Source organism: Mesorhizobium sp. WSM4850 (genome assembly GCF_055811735.1).
Genome location: NZ_JBVVPV010000010.1, coordinates 87,425 through 107,690 on the forward strand (window position 1 = coordinate 87,425; position 20,266 = coordinate 107,690).

Sequence of the window (20,266 nt, forward strand, 5' to 3'; positions counted from 1 at the left end):
TTCACTCCGCCGGCATGGCGCGCTGCGACGGCGCGAAGCCCAACTGCTTGCGCTTTTCCGGCCGCTTGCGCGTCAGCGCCAGCACCATGCCCATCGAGATGGCGATGGCGATCTGCGAAGAGCCGCCATAGGAGATGAACGGCAAGGTCATGCCCTTGGCCGGCATCAGCTGCAGATTGACGGCCATGTTGATGACCGACTGCAGACCGAAGACCGTGACCAGGCCGCCGACCGCATAGCGTGTGAAATCGTCCTGCTCCTTGAGCGCGGTGCCGAGGCCGCGCAGCACGATGAAGGCGAAGATGATCATGATGAAGAAGCACATGATCAGTCCGAACTCCTCGCCGGCCACCGAGTAGACGAAATCGGCATGGCTGTCGGGTATCACCCGCTTGACGGTGCCCTCGCCCGGACCGACGCCGAACCAGCCGCCATTGATCAGCGCATCGCGGCCCATGTCCACCTGGAACGTGTCGCCCTCGCCGGTCATGAAGCGATCGATGCGGCCGGCGACATGCGGGAACACGGTATAGGCGGCAAACACGCCGCCGATGCCGACAGCGCCCAGCGCGATGATCCACAGCCATGGCAGTCCGGCCATGAAGAACATCACCCCCCAGGTGCCGAGCACCAGCATGGTCTGGCCGAAATCGGGCTGCGCCACCAGCAGCGAGATGACGAGGGCCAGCAGCAGCATGGCGAACAGATTGCCTGGAATGTCGGGCTGGCGCTTGTGTTCGGCAAACAGCCAGGCGCAGATGACGACGAAGGCAGGCTTCAGGAATTCCGACGGCTGCAGCGACACCCCGGCGAGCGACACCCAGCGACGCGCGCCCTTCACCTCGACGCCGATGTAGAGCACCGCCAACATCAGCACCAGCGTGATGCACAGCATCGCCAGGGCCATGCGCCTGATCTGCCGCGATTCCAGGAAGGAGACGGCCAGCATCACGCCAAGTGCGGGAATGGTGAAGATGATCTGCCTCGTGGCGAAGTGGAAACTGTCCAGGCCGATGCGCTGGGCCACCGCCGGGCTTGCCGCGAAGGACAGCACGATGCCGAGCCCCATCAGCGACAGGAACGCAGCCAGGAACCAGCGATCGATCGTCCACCACCAAGTGGCAACCGGGCTTTTGTCGAGACGGCTTTGCATTATCGTGCCCCTCCGATGAGCTTCACGCCATCAATAGTGCTCGCAGCTTGCCTGAAGGCTTCGCCGCGCACTTCGAAATTCTTGAACTGGTCGAAACTGGCGCAGGCCGGTGAAAGCAGCACCACCACCTCGCCGTTGCAGTCGTCCCTGGCCGCGTCGCTTGCCGCATGCTCGACAGCTGCCGCCAGAGTGCCGGAGATCTCGTAGGGCACCGCCTCGCCAAGCGTCGCCGAGAAGGCTGGTGCGGCCTCGCCGATCAGATAGGCCTTGGCGATGCGCGGAAAGAGGCCGCGCAACGGCTCGATGCCACCCTCTTTCGGCAACCCGCCGGCGATCCAGTAGATGCGCGAAAAGGAGGACAATGCGGGCGCAGCCGCATCGGCATTGGTCGCCTTGGAATCGTTGATGAACAGCACATGGCCCTTGCGGCCGACCTGCTCCATACGGTGCGCCAGCCCGGGAAAGCTCTCCAGCCCCGACTGGATCTCGCCCAGATCGAGCCCGACCTTGAGGCAGGCGGCGAGAGCGGCCAGCGCATTCTGCGCATTGTGCTGGCCGCGCAGCGAGCCGATGCCTTCGAGAAAGGCGACCCGGCTGTAACGGCCGTGCACCGCCTCCATCAGATCGGTGCCCTCGGCGAAATAGCCGTCGGTCAGCGGCAGGCGCTTCGAAATGCGAATGACGTGCCGGCCTGCCCGCTCCAGCCGGTCGGCGAGCTGGGCGCACCAGGAATCGTCGACGCCGACGATGGCCGTTTCGCTGCCGGCCGTCAGCCGCTCCTTGATCGCGGCGTAGTGCTGCATCGTCCCATGACGGTCGAGATGATCGGGCGTCAGGTTGAGCAGGACGCCGGCAGTCGGATTGATCGAGGGCGCCAGGTCTATCTGGTAGGACGAGCATTCCACGACATAATGCCGCCCCGGCTCCGGCGGATCGAGCGTCATCACCGCGCGGCCGATATTGCCGCCCATCTGCGTGTCGCATCCGGCCGATTTCAGGATATGCGCCGTCAGCGCCGTGGTCGTCGATTTGCCGTTGGTGCCGGTTATGGCGACGAAGGGTGCAGCCGGCGCCAGCAAGGTCCGCTGCCGGCAGAACAGCTCGATGTCGCCAATGATCTCGACGCCTGAAGCGCGCGCCAGTTCCACTGTCCAGTGCGGCTTCGGATGCGTCAGCGGCACGCCGGGCGACAGCACGAAGGCCGAGAATTTCGCCCAGTCGGCGCCACGCAGGTCGCCGGTCGCGATACCGACGGCCGCGGCATTGGCGACACTGCCGGGATTGTCGTCCCAGGCGAGCACCTCCGCCCCGCCCTCGATCAACGCGCGCGCAGTGGCGATCCCCGAGCCGCCGAGCCCGAAGAGTGAAACGCGCTTGCCTGCGAAGGATGCGGCGGGGATCAAGCGGCCTCCTATCGCAGCTTGAGGGTCGACAGGCCGACCAGCGCCAGGATGACGGCGATGATCCAGAAGCGGATCACCACCTGGCTTTCGGTCCAGCCGAGCTTTTCGAAATGATGGTGGATCGGCGCCATCAGGAATACCCGCTTGCCGGTCATCTTGAAGTAGCCGACCTGGATGATGACCGACAGGATCTCGACAACGAACAGGCCGCCGACGATGACCAGCACGATCTCGTGCTTGGTGGCAACCGCAACCGTGCCGATCAGGCCGCCAAGCGCCAGCGAGCCGGTATCGCCCATGAAGATCGCCGCCGGCGGTGCGTTGAACCACAGGAAGCCGAGGCCGGCGCCGATCACTGCGCCGAGGACCACCGCCAATTCACCGGTGCCGGGCACGAAATGGATCTGCAAATACTCGGCGAACACCGCATTGCCGGACAGGTAGGCGATGACGCCGAAGGACGCCGCCGCGATCATGATCGGCACGATCGCAAGGCCGTCGAGGCCATCGGTCAGGTTCACCGCGTTGCCGGCGCCGACGATGACGAAGCACGAGAACGGGATGAAGAACCAGCCGAGATTGATGAGGAACTCCTTGGCGAAGGGGAAGGTCAGAGACGACGAGAACGGCGCCTGGCCGTTGTGCATGATCACCCAGGCGGCGATGCCGGCGATGACGAATTCAAGCCCCAGCCGCGCCTTGCCGGAAAAGCCGAGATGCGATTGCTTCGTCACCTTGAGATAATCGTCGTAGAACCCGATCGAGCCGAAACCCAGGGTCACCAGCAGCACCACCCAGACATAGATGCTGGACAGGTTCGCCCATAGCAGCGACGAGCCGATGATGCCGCACAGGATCATCAGCCCGCCCATGGTCGGCGTGCCGGCTTTCTTGAAATGCGTCTGCGGCCCGTCGGCACGGATCGGCTGGCCCTTGCCCTGCCGCAGCCTCAGCGAATTGATGATGGCCGGGCCGAAGATGAAGACGATCAGCGCCGCGGTGATCAGCGCGCCGCCGGTGCGGAAGGTTATGTAGCGGAAGACGTTGAAGACGGAGATCTTGTCCGCGAATTCGACGAGCAGTGTGAACATGCGATTCGGTCCCCGGACCTGGCTCTAGGTCTGTTTGGCGGTTGCGGCTGCCGCCGGAAATTTGCTGAGCAGTGCGTCGACCAGTTTGGAAAATCCGATGCCTTTCGACGATTTGATCATCACCACGTCGCCCGGCTTCAGCGCCGACAGAAGCACCAGTTTCAGATCCTCTGCGCCGGCGCGATATTCTGTCTCGATCTCATCAGGCAGGATATCGGCCAGCGCCCGCATTTGCGGGCCGGCAAGAAACACCGTGCGCGTGTCGGTGCCGACGATGAGATCGGCAAGGGCAGCGTGCAGCTTCGCCGAATGGTCGCCGAGCTCGAGCATGTCGCCGAGCACCGCGATACGCCTGCCTTCGCCCGACACCGGCGTCGCGTTGAGCAGCGCCATCGCTGCGCTCATCGACGCCGGATTGGCGTTGTAGCTCTCGTCGATCAGCGTGATCGGACCTTTCGGGTGGCGCAGCACATGGCGCTTGCCGCGTCCGCGTTCGGCCGAAAGATCGGCCAGCGCCAGCGCCACCCTGGCTATTTCGGCGCCGACCAGGTGCGCGGCGCCCAGCACGGCCAGCACATTCTGCACCATGTGTCGGCCCGGCGCGCCGACCCTGGCGGTGATCTCCTGACCGCCGATCTTGGCAGTGATGACGGAATGATCGGCATGCAGCGCGCATGCCAGCAGCTTGAAGGTCGCACGGGCATTCTCGCCAAAGCCGTAGATGTGCTCGACGCCGGCGGCTCTCGCCATCTTGTCCAGAAGCTTCCAGCGCGGGTCGTCGCGGTTGAGAAGGACGGCGCCGTCCGGTTCCAGTCCTTCGAAAATCTCGGCCTTGGCCCTGGCGATCTCGTCCAGGTTGCGGAAGAAGCCGAGATGTGCCGCGGCGATCAGCGTGACGATGGCGACATGCGGCCGGACCATCCTGGCCAGTGGCCGGACCTCGTCAGGATGGTTCATGCCGATCTCGAACACGGCATAGTCGCAATCCACAGGCAGCCGCGCCAGCGTCAGCGGCACACCCCAGTGGTTGTTGAAAGACTGCGCCGATGCGTGCACCTTGCCGACTACGGACAGCACATGGCGCAGCGCTTCCTTGGTGGTGGTCTTGCCCGCCGAACCGGTCACCGCGATGATCTTGGCATTGGAGCGCGCGCGCGCGGCCAGCCCCAGCTTTTCCAGCGCGGCCAAGACGTCCTGCACGACGATCATCGGCGCCGTCAGCCGCCCGAGCGACGGCAACTTGCCCTCAGCGACGACCAGCACGCCGGCGCCGGCCTTGATGGCGGCGGTCGCGAAATCATGGCCGTCCATCGCCTCGCCCTTGATCGCGAAGAAAGCATCGCCCGGCTCAAGGCTGCGGCTGTCGATCGAGATGCCGCCGATACCCTCCGGCATCGGACCGAGCGGTCGTCCGCCCATGGCGGCGACGAGATCCTCTGACGTCCACAGGAAGCTCATGCGGCGTGCTCCTGGAGCGCGGCGCGGACTTCCTCATGGTCGGAAAAATGCAGCGTCTCGGCGCCGACGGTCTGGCCTTCCTCATGCCCCTTGCCGGCCACGATCAGCGTATCGCCGGCATGGAGCATGGCGACTGCCTCGTGGATCGCCTTGCGCCGGTCACCGATCTCGATGCCGCCGGGTGCAGCGGCAAGAATCGCGGCACGGATCGTTTCGGGCACTTCCGAGCGCGGATTGTCGTCGGTGACGATTACGACATCGGCGAGCCGCGTGGCGATCTCGCCCATGATCGGACGCTTGCCACGGTCGCGGTCGCCGCCGCAGCCTAACACGACGATGACGCGGCCGGTGGTGAACGGCCGCACCGAAGCCAACACGTTTTCCAGCGCGTCCGGCTTGTGCGCGTAATCGACATAGACCGGCGCACCGTTGGCAGCGGTGCCAACAAGGTCCAGCCGGCCCGGGGCGCCCTTCAATTTCTCCAACGCCATCAGGGCTTTGGCGGCAGGTGTTCCAGTAGAAATGGCGAGGCCCGCCGAAACCAGGGCATTGGCGATCTGGAAATCGCCGGCCAGCGGCAGGTCGATCTCGTGGAGAACGCCATCGACTTCCACCTCGGCACGCTGGCGGTGGCGCTCGTGCTCGACCCGCTTCAGTGTCAGGAACTCGCCGTGGCGGCCGACCGTCAGCACATCCAGTCCCGCGGCCCTTGCCGCCTGGATCGTCGGCTCCGACCAGGGATCGTCGGCAAAGATGACGGCCGGCGCGCCCTTCGGCAGCAGCGCGTCGAACAGGCGCAGCTTGGCGCGATGATAGTCCTCGACTGTCGGATGATAGTCCATATGATCGCGGCCGAGATTGGTGAACCCGCCGGCTGCGAGTTTCACGCCGTCAAGCCGGCGCTGATCGAGACCATGGCTGGAGGCCTCCATCGATGCGTGGGTGACGCCGGCATCCGCCAGTTCGCGCAGCAGCCTGTGCAGGTCGACCGGGTCGGGGGTGGTCAGCGAGCCGTACTCGTTGCGGCCCGGCGCCACCACGCCGGTCGTGCCGATCGAAGCAGCGGCAAAGCCTGACTGCTCCCAGATCTGCCTGGTGAAAGCCGCAACCGATGTCTTGCCGCTGGTGCCGGTCACCGCGACCATGGTTTGCGGCTGCCTGCCGAAGTAGCGGGCCGCACTCAGCGCCAGCGCCAGGCGCGGATCGTCGACGGCGAAAACCGGCACCGGCAGTCCGGTGACGGCGCCGCTGCCCTTGCCGGTCACGATCGCTGCGGCGCCGCGCTTGGCGGCATCGGCGGAATAGGCCGCGCCATCGGTCTTGGTGCCAGCGAGCGCGAAGAAGACCACGCCCGGTCCTACCTGGCGGGAATCCGAAGAAATCCCGGTAACCTCCGTATCGAAGGAAGCTGTCCCCTCGACAGGCAGGATACCGGCTAGGTCTTTCAGCTTCATCGAACCCCGTTCATAGCAACAAAATAGCGCGCAGTTGCCGGCGCGCCCTCAGAATCACTGATAGGAAACCAGCGTTGCGCCATTTTCATGGCTGAAATCTGGCTTCACGCCAAGCATGGAAGCCGAACGTCGGATAATGTTTGCAGCCATGACGCCAGCATTCGAGGCGGCCGTCGCACCCATGCCGGGTTTTTCCGGCTTCGGTTCGTCGGCGATGGTAAGCACGATGTATTGCGGATCATCCATCGGGAAAGCCGCGACGAAGGCGTTGAAGTTCTTGTCCTTTGAGTAGCGGCCGTTGACAACCTTCTCGGCCGTTCCCGTCTTGCCGCCGACGCGATAACCCGGAACCCTGGCGTTCCTGCCTGAGCCTTTCTCGGCGTTGAGTGCATAGAGATAGCGCATGTTCTCGGATGTCTTGTCGCTGACGACTTTCTTGGCCACCGACATCGCCTGTTCCTGCGCCCGTCTCAGGAATGTCGGCTGGATCAGATAGCCGCCGTTCATCAGCGCGGCACAGCCGACCGCCGTCTGCAGGGGCGTCGTCGACACACCGTGACCAAAGGCGATGGTGATCGAATGGACCTGTTTCCAGACTTTTGGCTCGGTCGGGCGGGCGACCTCAGGCAGTTCCGTCTGCATTCTCTCGAGGATACCCAGGCGATGCAGGAATTCGCGGTGCCCCTCGATGCCGACCGCTTCAGCTTCCTTGGCCGAACCGATGTTGGACGAATAGATGAACACTTCGGGCACCGACAGCACCCGGGACTTGCCATGAAAATCATGGATGGTCTGGCGGCCGATCCTGATCGGGCGCGTAGCGTCGAAACGGCTTTCCAGCGTCACTTTGCCGGAATCGAGCGCCATGGCGGTGGTAAAGCTCTTCAAGGTCGAGCCCATCTCGTAGAGCCCGGCCGACATGCGGTTCAAGCGGTCCTTGTCGTGCGCATTATAGGGGTTGTTCGGATCGAAATCCGGAACCGAGGCCATCGCGACCACTTCGCCGGTCTTGACGTTGAGAACGACGGCGCCCGCCGCGATTGCGCGGTATTTTTCCATGCCGGTGGCGACCTCATCACGCACGATATGCTGGACGCGCAGGTCGATCGAGAGCTGCACCGGCTTCAGATCCTTGGCCACCGCCAGGCCGGACGCCTGAAGATCGCTCAGCCCCTGTTCGTCGATGTATTTCTCCATGCCGGAGATGCCCTGGTTGTCGATGTTGGTGAGGCCGACAATGTAGGACGAGGTTTCGCCGGCCGGGTAGAAGCGGCGCTTTTCGGTGCGGAAGCCGATGCCCGGAATGCCGAGCTGCAGAATCTCCGATTGTTGCTTGGGCGTCAGTTGCCGCTGCAGCCAGACGAAGCCGGCGCCGCTCTTCAGCTTGTGATAGGTCTGCTCGTAGTCGATTTCGGGAAGCACCGTCGCCAGTTTTTCGATCGCCTCGTCGGCGTCGACAATGCGGCGCGGTTCGGCAAACAGCGACGCCGTCTTGATGTCGGTCGCCAGAACTTCGCCGTTGCGGTCGACGATGTCGGGCCGGGACGCCGTCACCCGGCTCTGCGGACCGCCGGACAAGTCGGGGTTCTGGAAACCGAGATAGACCAGCCGCCCGGTGATGGTCAGATAGATGCCGAAAAACACCGCCATCGTCATCACGACGCGGGTCCTGCCCTTGCCGCCGGTCGCCTTGCGGGCGCCTTCGACCACAATCGATCCGTCGTCACCGGACTTGGCGCGGCGCGTCAGCAGACTGGTGATCACTGGAAGTCTGGCGATCATTGGACGATGCCTCCGGTGACCACGGGGTCGTTGCCCATCGGTTCCTTGCTGGAACTGTCGGCCATGCCGCCCAGCCGCTCGGACGAAAGGTCCTCGATGGTGAGGGGTTTTGCCGGCAGATCGTCCAGCCCGATGATCTGGCGGGCGCTGACCGGCTCGAGCTCGAGTTGCGATTTATAGGTCTCGGCCAGCTTTTGCAGGCGCGACGGTTGGGTAAGCAGGCTCCAGTCCGCCTTGAGGAGATCGATCGTATCCTCCTCGTAGCGGATCTGCGCCTGGATCTTGTGCACCGCCGCCAATTGTTCCTCGGCCTCGCGCTTGGTCTTGAAGGTCAAGGCCGCGGCCGAAACCATGACGGCGATAAGGACTATGTCGCTGGTACGAAACACGTGCTCACCTCTCTCCCGGCCGCTCGGCACCGGGAAGTTTTGGATCAGGAAGTTTTGGAAGCCCGAAAATCGAAAAATCGCCGGCGCGCGCCGGCGCGTCGGTGCGGATCGCCGCGCGCAGCCTTGCCGAGCGCGCCCGCGGATTGGCCGATATCTCGGCCTCACCGGGCGTCACGCCGCTGCCCACCTTTTTGAAGGTGGCGCTGCGCGCCTGCGCCTCGGGCAGGTGCCGCGATCCGGTCGCCGCATCGGCGCGATCGGCGATGAAGCGCTTGACGATGCGGTCTTCCAGGGAATGGAACGTCACCACGGCCAGCCGTCCGCCCGGTTTCAGCACGCGTTCAGCCGCAAACAGCGCTTTGGCCAGTTCGCCGAGTTCGTCATTGACGAAAATGCGCAACGCCTGGAAGACGCGGGTCGCTGGATGGATCTTGTCCTTCGGCGCGCGGCCGATATGCGTCTCAATGGCGTCTGCAAGGTCGAGCGTGCGCTCGAACGGATGTTTTTCGCGACGGCTTTCAATCATGCGGGCGATGCGGCCGGCATGGCGCTCTTCGCCAAGAAACCCGAAGATGCGGGCAAGATCGCCCACCTTGAAAGAGTTGACGACATCGGCGGCGCTGAGGCCAGCCTGCGCCATGCGCATATCGAGCGGTCCGTCGGCACGGAACGAAAAACCGCGCTCCGCCTGATCGATCTGCATGGAGGAGATGCCGATGTCGAGCACGACGCCGTCAGCGCTTTCGACATGCTCGTCCAATGTCGAGAACGGCGCCTGAACAAGCCGGAGCCTGCCGCCCGATTGTTGCTCGAGAACACGACCGGCAGCAATCGCATCCGGATCGCGGTCGATCGCGACAACCGAGGCGCCGCTCGCCAGAATGGCTTTGGAGTAGCCGCCGGCGCCGAATGTGCCGTCGACGACCACCTCGCCCGTCTTGGGCGAAAGCGCCTCCAGCACTTCGGCAAGGAGGACCGGAATGTGACGGGCTGGTCCGCCAACGGCGTGAGGGTCATCGCCGTAGCCCGCCATCATTCCGGCCGCTCCCCAGGCTTCGTCCCCTGCCGAAGCTGCAAAAGCCGGGCGCGTGCTTCCGCCCCATAGGCGGTGAGCCGTCCAGGTTCCCAGATCTGAAAGAAATTGCCGCGGCCGACAAAAGCCACTTCCGCGGAAATGCCGGTATGCTCGCGGATGAAATCGGTCATCGAGATGCGGCCGTCCTGATCGAGCTTGAGAAAGGTTCCATCGCCATGGCAGAAGAACGACATGTCGTCCGAGGTCTGCAGGAAGGGGTCTTCCTGCGCGATGCGCTGCTCGTAGCGGTCGAGCAGGTCGAGCCCACCGACATCCATCGCCGGACGGTCCAGGCAGCGCAGCGCATAGAGTTCCGAATAACCGCGCTTCTGCACAACCGCACGGAAATGCGCTGGAACGGACACCCGCCCCTTCGCATCGATCCTGTTCACCGCGCTTGACAGAAACCGGTCCATTACGCGTTACGGCCGCTTGCGCCGCCGCACCCCTCTGCATCTTCCCGCCCGCGCCGCCGCAGCGCGGTCCCTGCCCAAAACTCACTTCGCTCCAAAAGGCAAAAACAGGCGAACGCGCAGCCGCCGCGGCTGCCCGATTGGCGTACGCTTCACCCTGACGCGGAACGAAGGCTTGAATATCTGAATGGGATATCATGGGGTACTATGGGCGTCAACGGGAATAGGCTTCACAAAACGCGCGCCACAACCGATGAGGGCAGCTTTGACGGCACTCCCGTGTTTATGCTCCATTAAGCCTAACGAAGCGTTTAGAGCGGTTTGGCCTAACCGGAGGCGGCTTGCCGCGGAGCGCCACCACGCATAGCGTCGGCCTGTCTTTTCTCGGTCAGAAACAGGTTCTTTTCTCGGTCAGAAGGTTGAAAATACATGTCCGAAACAGCCAAATCGCGCGCGGCCACCCTTGCCCATTTGCGTGGCGTCAAGCTCGCCAAGGGCGACCCGGTCTCGCTGCCGCTGACAATGACGACCACTTTCCATCTGCCCGGCAATCCGGCCGGCGTCAGCCAGTACGGGCGCTACGACAATCCGACATGGGAAGCGGTGGAAGACATGCTCGGCCACCTCGAGGACGCGCCGTCCGTAGCGTTCCCGTCGGGCATGGCCGCGATCGCGGCGGTCTTCTTCGCGCTGCTCAAGGCGGGCGATCGCATCCTGTTGCCGTCCGACGGTTACTACACGCCGCGCCTGCTTGCCGAGCGCTTCCTCAAACCTTTCGATGTCCCGTTCGACACACGACCGACCAAGTCCTTTGTGGACGGCGGTTTTTCCGGCTACCGGCTGGTGTTCGTCGAGACCCCATCCAATCCCGGGCTGGACATTTGCGACCTGGCCGGCGTGGCGCGCCTTGCGCACGAGGCCGGCGCGCTGGTCGTCGCCGACAACACCACGATGACGCCTTACGGTCAGCGCCCGCTCGACCTCGGCGCCGATATCGTCGTTGCTGCTGACACAAAAGCGCCCAATGGCCATTCCGACGCGCTGTTCGGCCATGTCGCCAGCCGTGACGCCGGCATCATCACCGCCATCCGCGAGTGGCGCAAACTGTCGGGCTCCATCCCCGGACCATTCGAAGCCTGGCTGGTCCATCGAGGCCTCGAGACACTGGAGGTCCGCTTCGACCGCATGTGCAAATCGGCCGAACTGATCGCCCGACGCCTGACAGATCATCGGGCCGTGAAATCCGTCCGCTTTCCTGGACTGGAGGATGATCCTTCACACAATCTGGCGACCACCCAGATGGAGCGTTTCGGCTTCCTTGTCGGCCTCGACCTGGGGAGTGAAGCCAGGGCCGAAGCGTTCATCGGCGCCTGCGCCCTGATCCAGCCGGCGACCTCCTTCGGCGGCGTCCACTCTTCGGCCGAACGGCGCGCCCGTTGGGGTGATGCGGTGCCGCCCGGCTTTGTTCGCCTGTCGGTCGGCTGCGAGCCGGTGGAAGCGCTTTGGCATGCGATCGAGGCGTCACTGGACGGCGTCGACGGTTGAGCGAACCGATCACGAAGCCAGATCGTCGGCTTCGATACTGCGCCGGCCATGCAGCACACGCAGGATCTCGACTGCATCCGCGCCGACACGGTACAAGGTGAGGTATTCGCCGACGACCAGATGGCGGATGCCGGGCGCAATGTCTTCGCGCGGTGCCCCCGAGAAAGGATGCAAGGTCAGCAAATCCCAACGCCTCTCCAGGATTTTCACGAGGCGGATCGCGGCATTAGGATTGTGTTCGGCAATGTAGTCGCCGATACGTTCGAGGTCGATTAATGCCTGAGGAAGCAGGCGGTATTTCACTCCTCAAGGCCTTTGGCCTCGGCCATTTTCAGATATTTGGCGCGCAGTCGTTCCATGATTGGCGGGCCGTCCAGCGCCGGCCCGCTGTCGATCCCCTCCTGCACCAGCTTGCGCAACTCCTCGAGCGTGTAGCCGTGCAAGTCACGGCGGTCCTTCCATTGCCTGAGCGCGTCGCGGATCACCTCACTCGCCGAAGCATATTCGCCGGCGGCGACCACATCGTCGACCGCCGCCGCCAATTCCGGCGAGAGCGTGATGCTGCGTTTGTCGACCTGACCCATGGTGCGCTCCTGATACCGCCCGTACTAATGCATGTCGCGCAAAAGTGTGCAGCGGTTCTGCGACATGCATAAACAACAACCTAAAGCGCGTCGCGAGAGGACGGTCGAACGCGACGCGCTTTAGGAAAGTACGATTTAATCGCACCAGTTTCAAGAAACGCTTGCTCCATGCACAGCCCAGTAAAAGCTGATTCAGTCAATGAAGCGCCTGAACCAGCAAGCGCGCCCGAAGACGCAACGTGCTGATATCAGGGAGTTTCCCCCTAGAATCTGGACGAAAACGTAGAATCTGGACGAAAATTGCCAGCTGGCCTGTAAGCCGGGTTCTGTATGGCCCTCGCCCCTTGCGGCGCGAGAACGTGGCGGCCATTCATCTTGGGCGCATGTTGCCATGCGCCTCACGCAACCTACCCGGGCGGTGAGCCGGAAACAGCCCTCGAGGGTTTCCCCTCGCACCGCCCCTATTCGGTCTTGCTCCCGGTGGGGTTTACCGTGCCGCTCCTGTTGCCAGTCGCGCGGTGGGCTCTTACCCCACCCTTTCACCCTTACCACGACGGATCGTGGCGGTTTGCTTTCTGTGGCACTTTCCCTAGGGTCGCCCCCGCCGGCCATTAACCGGCACCGTGTCTCCATGGAGCCCGGACTTTCCTCACCCGCAGCCTTTCGGCTTCGCGGGTGCGGCCACCCGGCCAGCTGGCAAGGCGTATAAAGGGATTCACATTCGAAAACGCAAACAAAAAAGCAGGTCCCGGTCTATTACGCCGGCGCTCCAAGCGCGGCCAGCTGCACTTTGACCTTGCCGCAATAGGCCGCGGAAATCGGGTTCATCCGCTTGGCGCCATGGCCGGCATTGTACTTCAGGATCGTGCCGCAGGTCGTGCCGTCGCCGAGGTTGCGCGCCATGGCGAGGTATTTCATGCCGTATTTGATGTTGGTCTCGGGATCGTGGAGACCCTTGATCGAGCCGCTGTAACCCATCATCCGCGCCGTCGACGGCTTGATCTGCATCAGGCCGATCTCACCGGCGCGGCCGACCTGGTTCGGCTGAAACCTGCTCTCGATCATGATGACGGCCTTGGCGAGCGAGACCGGCACACCATTGCTGGCCGCATGACGCTCGATGATCGTCGAATACTGGCCGCTATCGCCAGCGGCCGCCGGCTTCGGCGCCGCCGCCCGGTTTTGCCGGCCGATCGACGCCGTCGTCGCCTGGTCGATGCGGGTCCTGTTGCGCTTCACATGCCGCTTGGAGACTGCCTTCTTTGCAACGACTGGCTTCTTTGCAACGACTGCCTTCTTTGCAGAGACCTTTTCCGCCTTTGCGGATGCTGGCTTTTTCGCTTTCACCGCAGCAGCTTTTTTCGCCTTTGCGGAGGCTGTCCTTTTTTCCCCGGCATCTTGCCCGGCTTTCGGCGTGGCAGTCTTATCGGACGCGGTCATGAAACCCTGGTCGGCCCGCTGGCTCAAAGGCGCGCCATTGGCCGCACCGATGGCAAAAGTCATTACGCCGGCAGCAACAGCTGCCGTTAAAACGGTTAATTTCTGCATGGGATCCTGTTCTGTTTAAACCGCGCGAAGAACTTCACGCAGCTACGCCAATCAACGTCGGAACATTTGGGAGGCTGTAGGTCCGACAACTTGCACGGATCGCATTTGACGGTCGAATTGGCGGCAAAAAAGGCGGGGCAAGTCACTTTAAATGACAGGCTGTAACTTACAGCCAGGAAAAGACTACTTGGACGGAACTGCCCTCACCGAGCCAAGCAGCCGTTCCAGCGTGCGGATTGTCGATCCGTCGGCCACGCCATCCACTTTGCGTTGCCGGAAATGCCTCTGGAAAGCCTCGACCACGATTTCGGTTTGCCGGTCGAAAGCGCCTGATATCTCCACGCCATAACCGTAGAGCGCCAGCATCGACTGCAGCGCCTCGACCTCGGCAGACGCGTCGCCGGCCTTCAGCACCGCGCCGCGCCTGACGGGTGCCGCTTCGACAAGATGGCCGACACCGGCATCGAACAGGGCCTTCCAGGGGAATCTCTCGCCCGGGTCGATCTTGCGTCCCGGCGCCACGTCGGAATGGGCGAGCACCCGTTGAGCCGGGATGGAATGGCGCTGAACAATCCCCTCGCACAGGCCGATCAGGGCATCGATCTGCCGTTTCGGAAAATTTCGGTAGCCCAGCGAATGTCCCGGATTGACGATCTCGATGCCGACCGAACAGGAGTTGATGTCGCTTCGTCCGAACCAGGAACTCTTGCCGGCATGCCAGGCACGGTCGCTTTCCCTGACCATCTGGACGATGCGGCCGTCCTCATGGACGAGGTAGTGCGACGAAACCTCGCTGGCCGGATCGCACAGCCATGCTTCGGCGCCGGCGCCGGTCTCCATGCCGGTGTAGTGCAGCACGATCATGTCGACCGTCTCGCGTCGTGGACCGAAATTCGGCGATACCCTGACCTCGGCGCTCGGCTCGTCGGGCAGGAAGCCGCTCATGCGTGCCGCAGGCCCCGTTCGATCATCTCATAGGCCGCGTTGATCGCCGCTATCCTGCTGGTTGCGATCTTGATGAATTCCTGCGGCAGGCCGCGTGCGATCAGCCGGTCGGGATGGTTGTCCGAAACCAGCTTGCGGTAACGCTTCCTGACCTCCTCGAAGGTTTTTCCCCGCTCGATGCCGAGCACGACATACGGATCGGCCGCACCCAGATCGACGTGCCGGGCCAGAATGCTCTGGTAATGCGCCTCCTCGATCCGGAAGATCTCGGCGATGCGATGCAGGAACTGACCTTCGCGCTCGTGGACCAGCCCGTCGGCCTTGGCGATATGGAACAGCCCGTCGAGAATGTCCTCCAGCATCGCGCAGTTCGAATGGCCGGAGCCGCAAAGCTGCGCCATGCGCGCGGCATAGGTCTCGAAGCCGGCGATGTCGCGCTTGGCCAGATCGTAGAGCCGCGCCACATTGCGCGTCTGCTCCTTCGGCACTTCGAATATCTGCTGGAAGGCGCGCACCTCGTCCTGGGTGACGATGCCGTCGGCCTTGGCCATCTTGGCCGACAGCGCGATCATCGCCACCGAGAAGGCGACGCGCCGGCGCAGGTCGGGGTCGCCGGAGAAAACCGTGCGCACAGCCTCGACCACGTCGGCGACGCCGGACGAGGTTGAGGACGAAACGCGGGTGATGAAGTCGCCGAGGCGATCCCAAATCGACATGGGCACCTATTAGGGCTAACTGGCCGCCGCTATCAACCCCACCGCTATCAAGCTGAAGACAATGCCGCAGGGCCGGCCCAGCCGATTTCGCGGCCGCCTGAGCAGCTGGCGCAACCGTCGATCATGGAAATTAGCCGGCAGCAGCGGCCATGGCGCGCGAAACTGCAAGCCTTCGTCACCTCGCCATTTCGGCCCCTTCTGCTGGGCCAAAAAGTGACAGGCGAAACCGAGCTTGCGGCGGCGGCCGCAAGAAGACTGTCCTGAAGTCAGAAGGCCGGCAGGATGCCGGCCTTCTGTTCATCACATAAGAATTACTGCGCGGGCGCAGATGGCTGTGCCGGAGCCGGCTCGGCCGGCTTGGTCGCGTCGGGAGCCGGCTGCATCGGTTGTTCGTTCGCCGGCGGGTTGGTGCTCTGCGTGGTGGTGGCGTCCCCGCCCGTGCCGCTGTCGCTGCAAGCCGCAACGCCAAGCAGGGCAAGCGCCGAAACCGACGCAAGAATGAGTTTCTTCATGACATCTCTCCTCTAATCACGCCCCCGCTACCGGTGACGATCGAGGACAGAATGCACCGAATGCCCCATGGGTTTCATAACGTTGCATTTCCGTATGTAACATCATCTGCTTTTGCGTTGCCGGCGAAGCCATGGCGAATTAACACCAGACCATGGCGAATTAGCACATTTGAATCAATAAAATGCCCGGGAGAGCTGCCGTGACCGCCAAATGGGATTTCTGGATCGACCGCGGCGGCACCTTCACCGATGTCATCGGCCGGGACCCGCAAGGCGGGCTGCACCCGCGCAAGCTGCTATCCGAAAATCCCGAAGCCTATGCCGACGCCGCCATCCAGGGCATTCGCGATCTGCTCGGGCTAAAATCCGGCGCGCCGATCCCATCCGGCCTGATCGGCGACATCAAGATGGGCACCACCGTTGCCACCAACGCGCTTCTGGAGCGCAAGGGCGACCGTGTGCTGCTGCTCATCACCAGGGGATTTCGCGACGCGCTGAGGATCGCTTATCAGGCGCGGCCCGATATCTTCGCCAAGCAGATCATCCTTCCCGAACAGCTCAACGAGCGCGTCATCGAGGTCGATGAGCGCGTGCGCGCCGACGGCCGCGTCGAAAGGCTGCTCGACATCGCCGCCATGCGCCCGGCCATCGAACAAGCCAAGGCCGACGGCATCGACGCGGTGGCGATCGTGTTCATGCATGCCTGGAAATATCCCGACCACGAAAAGGCGGTTGCAAAAGTCTGCAGGAAACTGGGGTTTTCGCAGGTCTCGGTCAGTCATGAGGTCTCGCCGCTCATCAAGCTGGTCGGCCGCGGCGATACGACCGTGGTCGACGCCTATCTGTCGCCGATTCTGGCAAGGTATGTGCAGAAGGTGGCGCAAGAGCTGGGCGTCCTCTCCCCCCTCGAGGGGGAGATGTCGGCGAAGCCGACAGAGGGGGTCATCTTAGAAGGCACCGCCAGAGCGTCGAACCCAGTCGAGCCGACCCCACCCGGCGGCTTCGCCGCCACCCTCCCCTCAAGGGGGAGGGAATCCCCTCGCCTGATGTTCATGATGTCATCCGGCGGCCTTACCGCCGCCGATATGTTCCAGGGCAAGGACGCGTTGCTGTCCGGTCCGGCCGGCGGCGTCGTCGGCATGGTCGAGACAGCAAAGCTCGCCGGTTTCGACAAGGTCATCGGCTTCGACATGGGCGGCACCTCAACCGACGTCGCTCATTATGACGGCGACTATGAGCGCGCCTTCGACACGGAGGTTGCCGGCGTGCGCATCCGCGCGCCGATGATGCGCATTCACACCGTCGCCGCCGGCGGCGGCTCCATCCTGCACTACGAGGCCGGCCGTTTTCGCGCCGGGCCGGATTCGGCCGGCGCCAATCCCGGCCCGGCCGCCTACCGGCGCGGCGGCCCGCTGGCCGTCACCGACGCCAATGTCATGCTGGGCAAGCTGCACCCCGACTTCTTCCCGGCCATTTTTGGACCCGGCCAGGACGAGCCGCTCGACATGCAAACCGTGCGCGAGAAATTCGCCGCACTCGCCGCCGAAATCGGCGACGGCCGCACGCCGGAGGCGGTCGCCGAAGGGTTCGTCACCATCGCCGTCGAAAACATGGCCAACGCCATCAAGAAGATTTCCGTGCAGCGCGGCTACGACGTCACCGAGTATCTCCTGAATTGTTTTGGCGGCGCCGGCGGCCAGCACGCCTGCCTCGTTGCCGACGCACTCGGCATGGAGGCGGTGCTGATCCATCCCTTCTCCGGGCTGCTGTCGGCCTATGGCATTGGGTTGTCCTCGATTTTTTCGTCGCGCCAGCAGGCGCTGCTGAAACCGCTGACGGAAGTGTCCAGGCCGGCAATCGATGAACTCATCGCGACGCTGCGCAAAGCCGTCATCGACGAGCTTGCCGCGCAAGGCATTGCCGAGGGCGCCGTCGCCTCGAAACCGGTGCTGCAGATCCGCTACGACGGCACCGACACCGCGCTGCCGGTGAATTTCGAGCACGGTTCGATCGCACGGGCCAAGGCGGATTTCGAAGCCGCCCACAAGGCGCAGTTCGGCTTCGTCTATGACGACAAGCCGATGATCGTGGAATCGGTCGGCGTCGAAGGCATCGACAGCGGCGACGCCGGCCGCGAGGAAAGTGATTCAATCCTTGAAGACATCGCCGCAAGCCCTTCGGAAAATCGGCAAATCTTCATCGACGGCACCTGGCGAGACGCCGGCATTTTCCGCCGCGAGGCGCTCAAACCGGGGCACAAGCTTGGCGGCCCTGCCCTGGTCATCGAACCGAACCAGACCATCGTCGTCGAGCCGGGCTGGCAGGCCGAAATCACCGCCAGGAACCACGTGCTCCTGCGTCGCATCGAGAAAAAGCGCCGGCTGGCGGCGCTCGGCACCGAGGCCGATCCGGTCATGCTGGAGGTGTTCAACAACCTGTTCATGTCGATCGCCGAACAGATGGGCGTGACCCTGCAAAACACCGCCTATTCGGTCAACATCAAGGAACGGCTGGATTTCTCCTGTGCCGTCTTTGACCGCAATGGCGCGCTGGTCGCCAATGCGCCGCACATGCCGGTGCATCTCGGCTCCATGGACCGTTCGGTGGAAACCATCATTCGGCTGAACTCCGGCGACATCCACCCCGGCGACGTCTTTGCACTGAATGCGCCTTATAATGGCGGCACGCATCTGCCAGACATCACCGTGGTGACGCCGGTCTTTGAGGATGGGCGCCCAATCTCCCCCCATGTGGGGGAGATGTCGGCGAAGCCGACAGAGGGGGGCGCTGTCCCGCCAACGCCTCCAATTGGCGAGCCGGCATACCGCGAAGCTGAGCGCTCGACGTTGCCCCCCTCTGCCCTGCCCTCTTTGTCACCAATTGGCATCTCCCCCACAAGGGGGGAGATCGGCCAATCGCCAAAGATCCTCTTCTACGTCGCCTCGCGCGGCCATCATGCCGACATTGGCGGCACGGCGCCCGGCTCGATGACGCCGCTCGCCACCACCGTCGACGAGGAAGGCGTGCTGTTCGACAATTTCCGCATCGTCGATCGCGGCCGGTTCCGCGAGAAGGAGCTGGAGACGCTGCTCACCGACCACCCCTACCCGGCGCGCAATCCGCACCAGAACATCGCCGACCTCAAGGCGCAGATTGCCGCCAATGAAAAGGGCGTTGCCGAGTTGCGCGAGATGGTCGCGCATTTCGGCCTTGGCGTGGTCGAGGCCTATATGGGCCATGTCCAGGACAATGCCGCCGAAAGCGTGCGCCGCGTGCTGGAGCGGTTGCCCGACAGCTCCGTATACGAGTATCCGACCGACACCGGCCAAATCATCAAGGTGAAGATATCGGTCGACCGGCAAAAGCGCGAGGCGACCGTCGACTTCACTGGCACATCGTCGGTCATGAAGAACAACTTCAACGCCCCCGAGCCGGTCGCCCGCGCAGCCGTGCTCTATGCGTTCCGCGTCATGGTCGAGGACATGATCCCGATGAATGCCGGGTGTCTGAGACCGATCAACATCATCATTCCCGAAGGTTGCATGCTGAAGCCGACCTACCCGGCCGCGGTCGTCGCCGGCAATGTCGAGACCTCGCAGCATGTCACCAATGCGCTGTTCGGCGCCATGGGCGCGATGGCCAATGCGCAAGGCACGATGAACAACCTCACCTTCGGCAACAAGCAGTACCAGTATTACGAGACGATCTGCTCCGGCTCGCCGGCAGGCCGGATGAACAGCGGTCGCGGCTTTGCCGGCACCTCCGGCGTCCACACCCATATGACCAATTCGCGCCTGACCGACCCGGAAGTGCTGGAGTTGCGGTTCCCCGTCCTGCTCGAGGATTTCCACATCCGCGAAGGCTCCGGGGGCAAAGGCAAATGGAGTGCCGGCGACGGCACCGAGCGCATCATCCGTTTCCTCGAAAAGATGGAATGCGCGATCCTGTCCTCACATCGCAATCGCCCGCCGCGAGGCCTGGACGGCGGCGGCGATGGCGAGGTCGGCTCGACCAAGGTTCGCCGCAAGGATGGCCGCATCGAAGTCCTGAAGGCTTGCGACCAGACGGTGCTCGAGGCCGGTGAAGCCGTCATCGTGACGACGCCGACGCCGGGCGGATTTGGCAACGCCTGAACTCGCCTCAACAGACTGTCACCGGCCTGTCATCCACCTGCGCTACCCGCTTGCGCCAGAGCAAA

Annotated in this window: 18 protein-coding genes and 1 other RNA gene; 3 read left to right on the forward strand and 16 right to left on the reverse strand. The window is 63.5% G+C overall.

The genetic code is table 11. The annotated features are described in order from the left end of the window. Window position 1: 1 nt before the first annotated feature. The 9 genes from ftsW to mraZ are packed head-to-tail and all read right to left on the reverse strand — an operon-like array spanning window position 2 to window position 10,221. Window positions 2-1,153, reverse strand: a complete 1,152-nt coding sequence (ftsW, locus tag AC0L2Z_RS13090; RefSeq protein WP_023798738.1) for a putative lipid II flippase FtsW — start codon at window positions 1,151-1,153, stop codon at window positions 2-4. Continuing rightward, the gene (gene murD, locus AC0L2Z_RS13095) at window positions 1,153-2,556 is read right to left on the reverse strand and encodes a UDP-N-acetylmuramoyl-L-alanine--D-glutamate ligase (RefSeq protein WP_473479910.1); all 1,404 of its coding nucleotides are present in this window, start codon (window positions 2,554-2,556) and stop codon (window positions 1,153-1,155) included. The genes ftsW and murD overlap by 1 nt, the downstream gene beginning before the upstream one ends. Before the next feature lie 8 nt (window positions 2,557-2,564). Further along, entirely contained in the window at window positions 2,565-3,647 is a 1,083-nt protein-coding gene (gene mraY, locus AC0L2Z_RS13100; RefSeq protein WP_023798736.1) for a phospho-N-acetylmuramoyl-pentapeptide-transferase, read from the reverse strand. Between the two features lie 24 nt (window positions 3,648-3,671). After that, window positions 3,672-5,105: a UDP-N-acetylmuramoylalanyl-D-glutamyl-2,6-diaminopimelate--D-alanyl-D-alanine ligase gene (locus AC0L2Z_RS13105; protein WP_473628210.1), complete on the reverse strand. Its 1,434-nt coding sequence runs from the start codon at window positions 5,103-5,105 to the stop codon at window positions 3,672-3,674. After that, entirely contained in the window at window positions 5,102-6,559 is a 1,458-nt protein-coding gene (locus tag AC0L2Z_RS13110) for a UDP-N-acetylmuramoyl-L-alanyl-D-glutamate--2,6-diaminopimelate ligase (protein WP_473628211.1), read from the reverse strand. Before AC0L2Z_RS13110 ends, AC0L2Z_RS13105 begins: the two co-directional genes overlap by 4 nt. 54 nt (window positions 6,560-6,613) lie before the next feature. Then, window positions 6,614-8,341, reverse strand: coding sequence for a peptidoglycan D,D-transpeptidase FtsI family protein (locus tag AC0L2Z_RS13115; RefSeq protein ID WP_287259780.1), 1,728 nt, complete (start codon window positions 8,339-8,341; stop codon window positions 6,614-6,616). Then, the gene (gene ftsL, locus AC0L2Z_RS13120; RefSeq protein ID WP_023798732.1) at window positions 8,338-8,730 is read right to left on the reverse strand and encodes a cell division protein FtsL; all 393 of its coding nucleotides are present in this window, start codon (window positions 8,728-8,730) and stop codon (window positions 8,338-8,340) included. The genes AC0L2Z_RS13115 and ftsL overlap by 4 nt, the downstream gene beginning before the upstream one ends. 4 nt (window positions 8,731-8,734) lie before the next feature. Further along, entirely contained in the window at window positions 8,735-9,766 is a 1,032-nt protein-coding gene (gene rsmH / locus AC0L2Z_RS13125) for a 16S rRNA (cytosine(1402)-N(4))-methyltransferase RsmH (protein WP_023798731.1), read from the reverse strand. Next, window positions 9,763-10,221 (reverse strand): division/cell wall cluster transcriptional repressor MraZ, encoded by a 459-nt coding sequence (gene mraZ, locus AC0L2Z_RS13130; protein WP_023798730.1) that lies wholly within the window; start codon window positions 10,219-10,221, stop codon window positions 9,763-9,765. The genes rsmH and mraZ overlap by 4 nt, the downstream gene beginning before the upstream one ends. Before the next feature lie 426 nt (window positions 10,222-10,647). On the opposite strand from mraZ, the gene AC0L2Z_RS13135 reads away from it, so the two are divergent. Further along, on the forward strand, window positions 10,648-11,763 hold the full coding sequence (locus tag AC0L2Z_RS13135; protein WP_128167173.1) for a cystathionine gamma-lyase: 1,116 nt from the start codon (window positions 10,648-10,650) through the stop codon (window positions 11,761-11,763). A gap of 9 nt (window positions 11,764-11,772) precedes the next feature. Here the strand turns inward: AC0L2Z_RS13135 and AC0L2Z_RS13140 are convergent, their stop codons facing one another. From AC0L2Z_RS13140 to AC0L2Z_RS13155, 4 genes are all read right to left on the reverse strand, one after another. Continuing rightward, a complete protein-coding gene (locus AC0L2Z_RS13140; protein ID WP_287259775.1) occupies window positions 11,773-12,066 on the reverse strand; it encodes a type II toxin-antitoxin system RelE/ParE family toxin in 294 nt (97 codons plus the stop codon). After that, window positions 12,063-12,347: a type II toxin-antitoxin system ParD family antitoxin gene (locus AC0L2Z_RS13145; RefSeq protein ID WP_091594133.1), complete on the reverse strand. Its 285-nt coding sequence runs from the start codon at window positions 12,345-12,347 to the stop codon at window positions 12,063-12,065. Before AC0L2Z_RS13145 ends, AC0L2Z_RS13140 begins: the two co-directional genes overlap by 4 nt. A gap of 299 nt (window positions 12,348-12,646) precedes the next feature. Further along, window positions 12,647-13,044, reverse strand: an RNA gene (gene rnpB / locus AC0L2Z_RS13150) — RNase P RNA component class A. A gap of 59 nt (window positions 13,045-13,103) precedes the next feature. Next, a complete protein-coding gene (locus AC0L2Z_RS13155) occupies window positions 13,104-13,586 on the reverse strand; it encodes a lytic transglycosylase domain-containing protein (RefSeq protein WP_473628212.1) in 483 nt (160 codons plus the stop codon). Window positions 13,587-13,593: 7 nt separating this feature from the next. Between AC0L2Z_RS13155 and AC0L2Z_RS13160 the strand changes: the two genes are divergently transcribed. Then, window positions 13,594-13,914: a hypothetical protein gene (locus AC0L2Z_RS13160; RefSeq protein ID WP_287301815.1), complete on the forward strand. Its 321-nt coding sequence runs from the start codon at window positions 13,594-13,596 to the stop codon at window positions 13,912-13,914. A 164-nt stretch (window positions 13,915-14,078) separates the two neighbouring features. Here AC0L2Z_RS13160 and AC0L2Z_RS13165 read toward each other — a convergent pair whose 3' ends face one another. The 3 genes from AC0L2Z_RS13165 to AC0L2Z_RS13175 form a co-directional block, all read right to left on the reverse strand. Further along, window positions 14,079-14,840, reverse strand: coding sequence for an N-acetylmuramoyl-L-alanine amidase (locus AC0L2Z_RS13165; protein WP_287259771.1), 762 nt, complete (start codon window positions 14,838-14,840; stop codon window positions 14,079-14,081). Continuing rightward, window positions 14,837-15,556 (reverse strand): J domain-containing protein, encoded by a 720-nt coding sequence (locus tag AC0L2Z_RS13170; RefSeq protein ID WP_023798724.1) that lies wholly within the window; start codon window positions 15,554-15,556, stop codon window positions 14,837-14,839. The genes AC0L2Z_RS13165 and AC0L2Z_RS13170 overlap by 4 nt, the downstream gene beginning before the upstream one ends. Before the next feature lie 311 nt (window positions 15,557-15,867). Then, on the reverse strand, window positions 15,868-16,068 hold the full coding sequence (locus AC0L2Z_RS13175; protein ID WP_023798723.1) for a hypothetical protein: 201 nt from the start codon (window positions 16,066-16,068) through the stop codon (window positions 15,868-15,870). A 200-nt stretch (window positions 16,069-16,268) separates the two neighbouring features. On the opposite strand from AC0L2Z_RS13175, the gene AC0L2Z_RS13180 reads away from it, so the two are divergent. After that, window positions 16,269-20,201 carry a hydantoinase B/oxoprolinase family protein gene (locus AC0L2Z_RS13180; protein ID WP_473628214.1) on the forward strand — a complete coding sequence of 1,311 codons (3,933 nt, stop codon included), beginning with the start codon at window positions 16,269-16,271 and terminating at the stop codon, window positions 20,199-20,201. Window positions 20,202-20,266 lie beyond the last annotated feature (65 nt).

Excerpts from the sequence above, each read along its gene's own strand:
- rsmH (WP_023798731.1), bottom strand. The coding sequence starts at position 9,766 with ATGATGGCGGGCTACGGCGATGACCCTCACGCCGTTGGCGGACCAGCC.
- AC0L2Z_RS13105 (WP_473628210.1), bottom strand. The coding sequence starts at position 5,105 with ATGAGCTTCCTGTGGACGTCAGAGGATCTCGTCGCCGCCATGGGCGGA.
- AC0L2Z_RS13170 (WP_023798724.1), bottom strand. The coding sequence starts at position 15,556 with ATGTCGATTTGGGATCGCCTCGGCGACTTCATCACCCGCGTTTCGTCC.
- AC0L2Z_RS13165 (WP_287259771.1), bottom strand. The coding sequence starts at position 14,840 with ATGAGCGGCTTCCTGCCCGACGAGCCGAGCGCCGAGGTCAGGGTATCG.
- AC0L2Z_RS13135 (WP_128167173.1), top strand. The coding sequence starts at position 10,648 with ATGTCCGAAACAGCCAAATCGCGCGCGGCCACCCTTGCCCATTTGCGT.
- mraZ (WP_023798730.1), bottom strand. The coding sequence starts at position 10,221 with ATGGACCGGTTTCTGTCAAGCGCGGTGAACAGGATCGATGCGAAGGGG.
- ftsW (WP_023798738.1), bottom strand. The coding sequence starts at position 1,153 with ATGCAAAGCCGTCTCGACAAAAGCCCGGTTGCCACTTGGTGGTGGACG.
- AC0L2Z_RS13175 (WP_023798723.1), bottom strand. The coding sequence starts at position 16,068 with ATGAAGAAACTCATTCTTGCGTCGGTTTCGGCGCTTGCCCTGCTTGGC.
- AC0L2Z_RS13110 (WP_473628211.1), bottom strand. The coding sequence starts at position 6,559 with ATGAAGCTGAAAGACCTAGCCGGTATCCTGCCTGTCGAGGGGACAGCT.
- AC0L2Z_RS13145 (WP_091594133.1), bottom strand. The coding sequence starts at position 12,347 with ATGGGTCAGGTCGACAAACGCAGCATCACGCTCTCGCCGGAATTGGCG.
- AC0L2Z_RS13115 (WP_287259780.1), bottom strand. The coding sequence starts at position 8,341 with ATGATCGCCAGACTTCCAGTGATCACCAGTCTGCTGACGCGCCGCGCC.
- mraY (WP_023798736.1), bottom strand. The coding sequence starts at position 3,647 with ATGTTCACACTGCTCGTCGAATTCGCGGACAAGATCTCCGTCTTCAAC.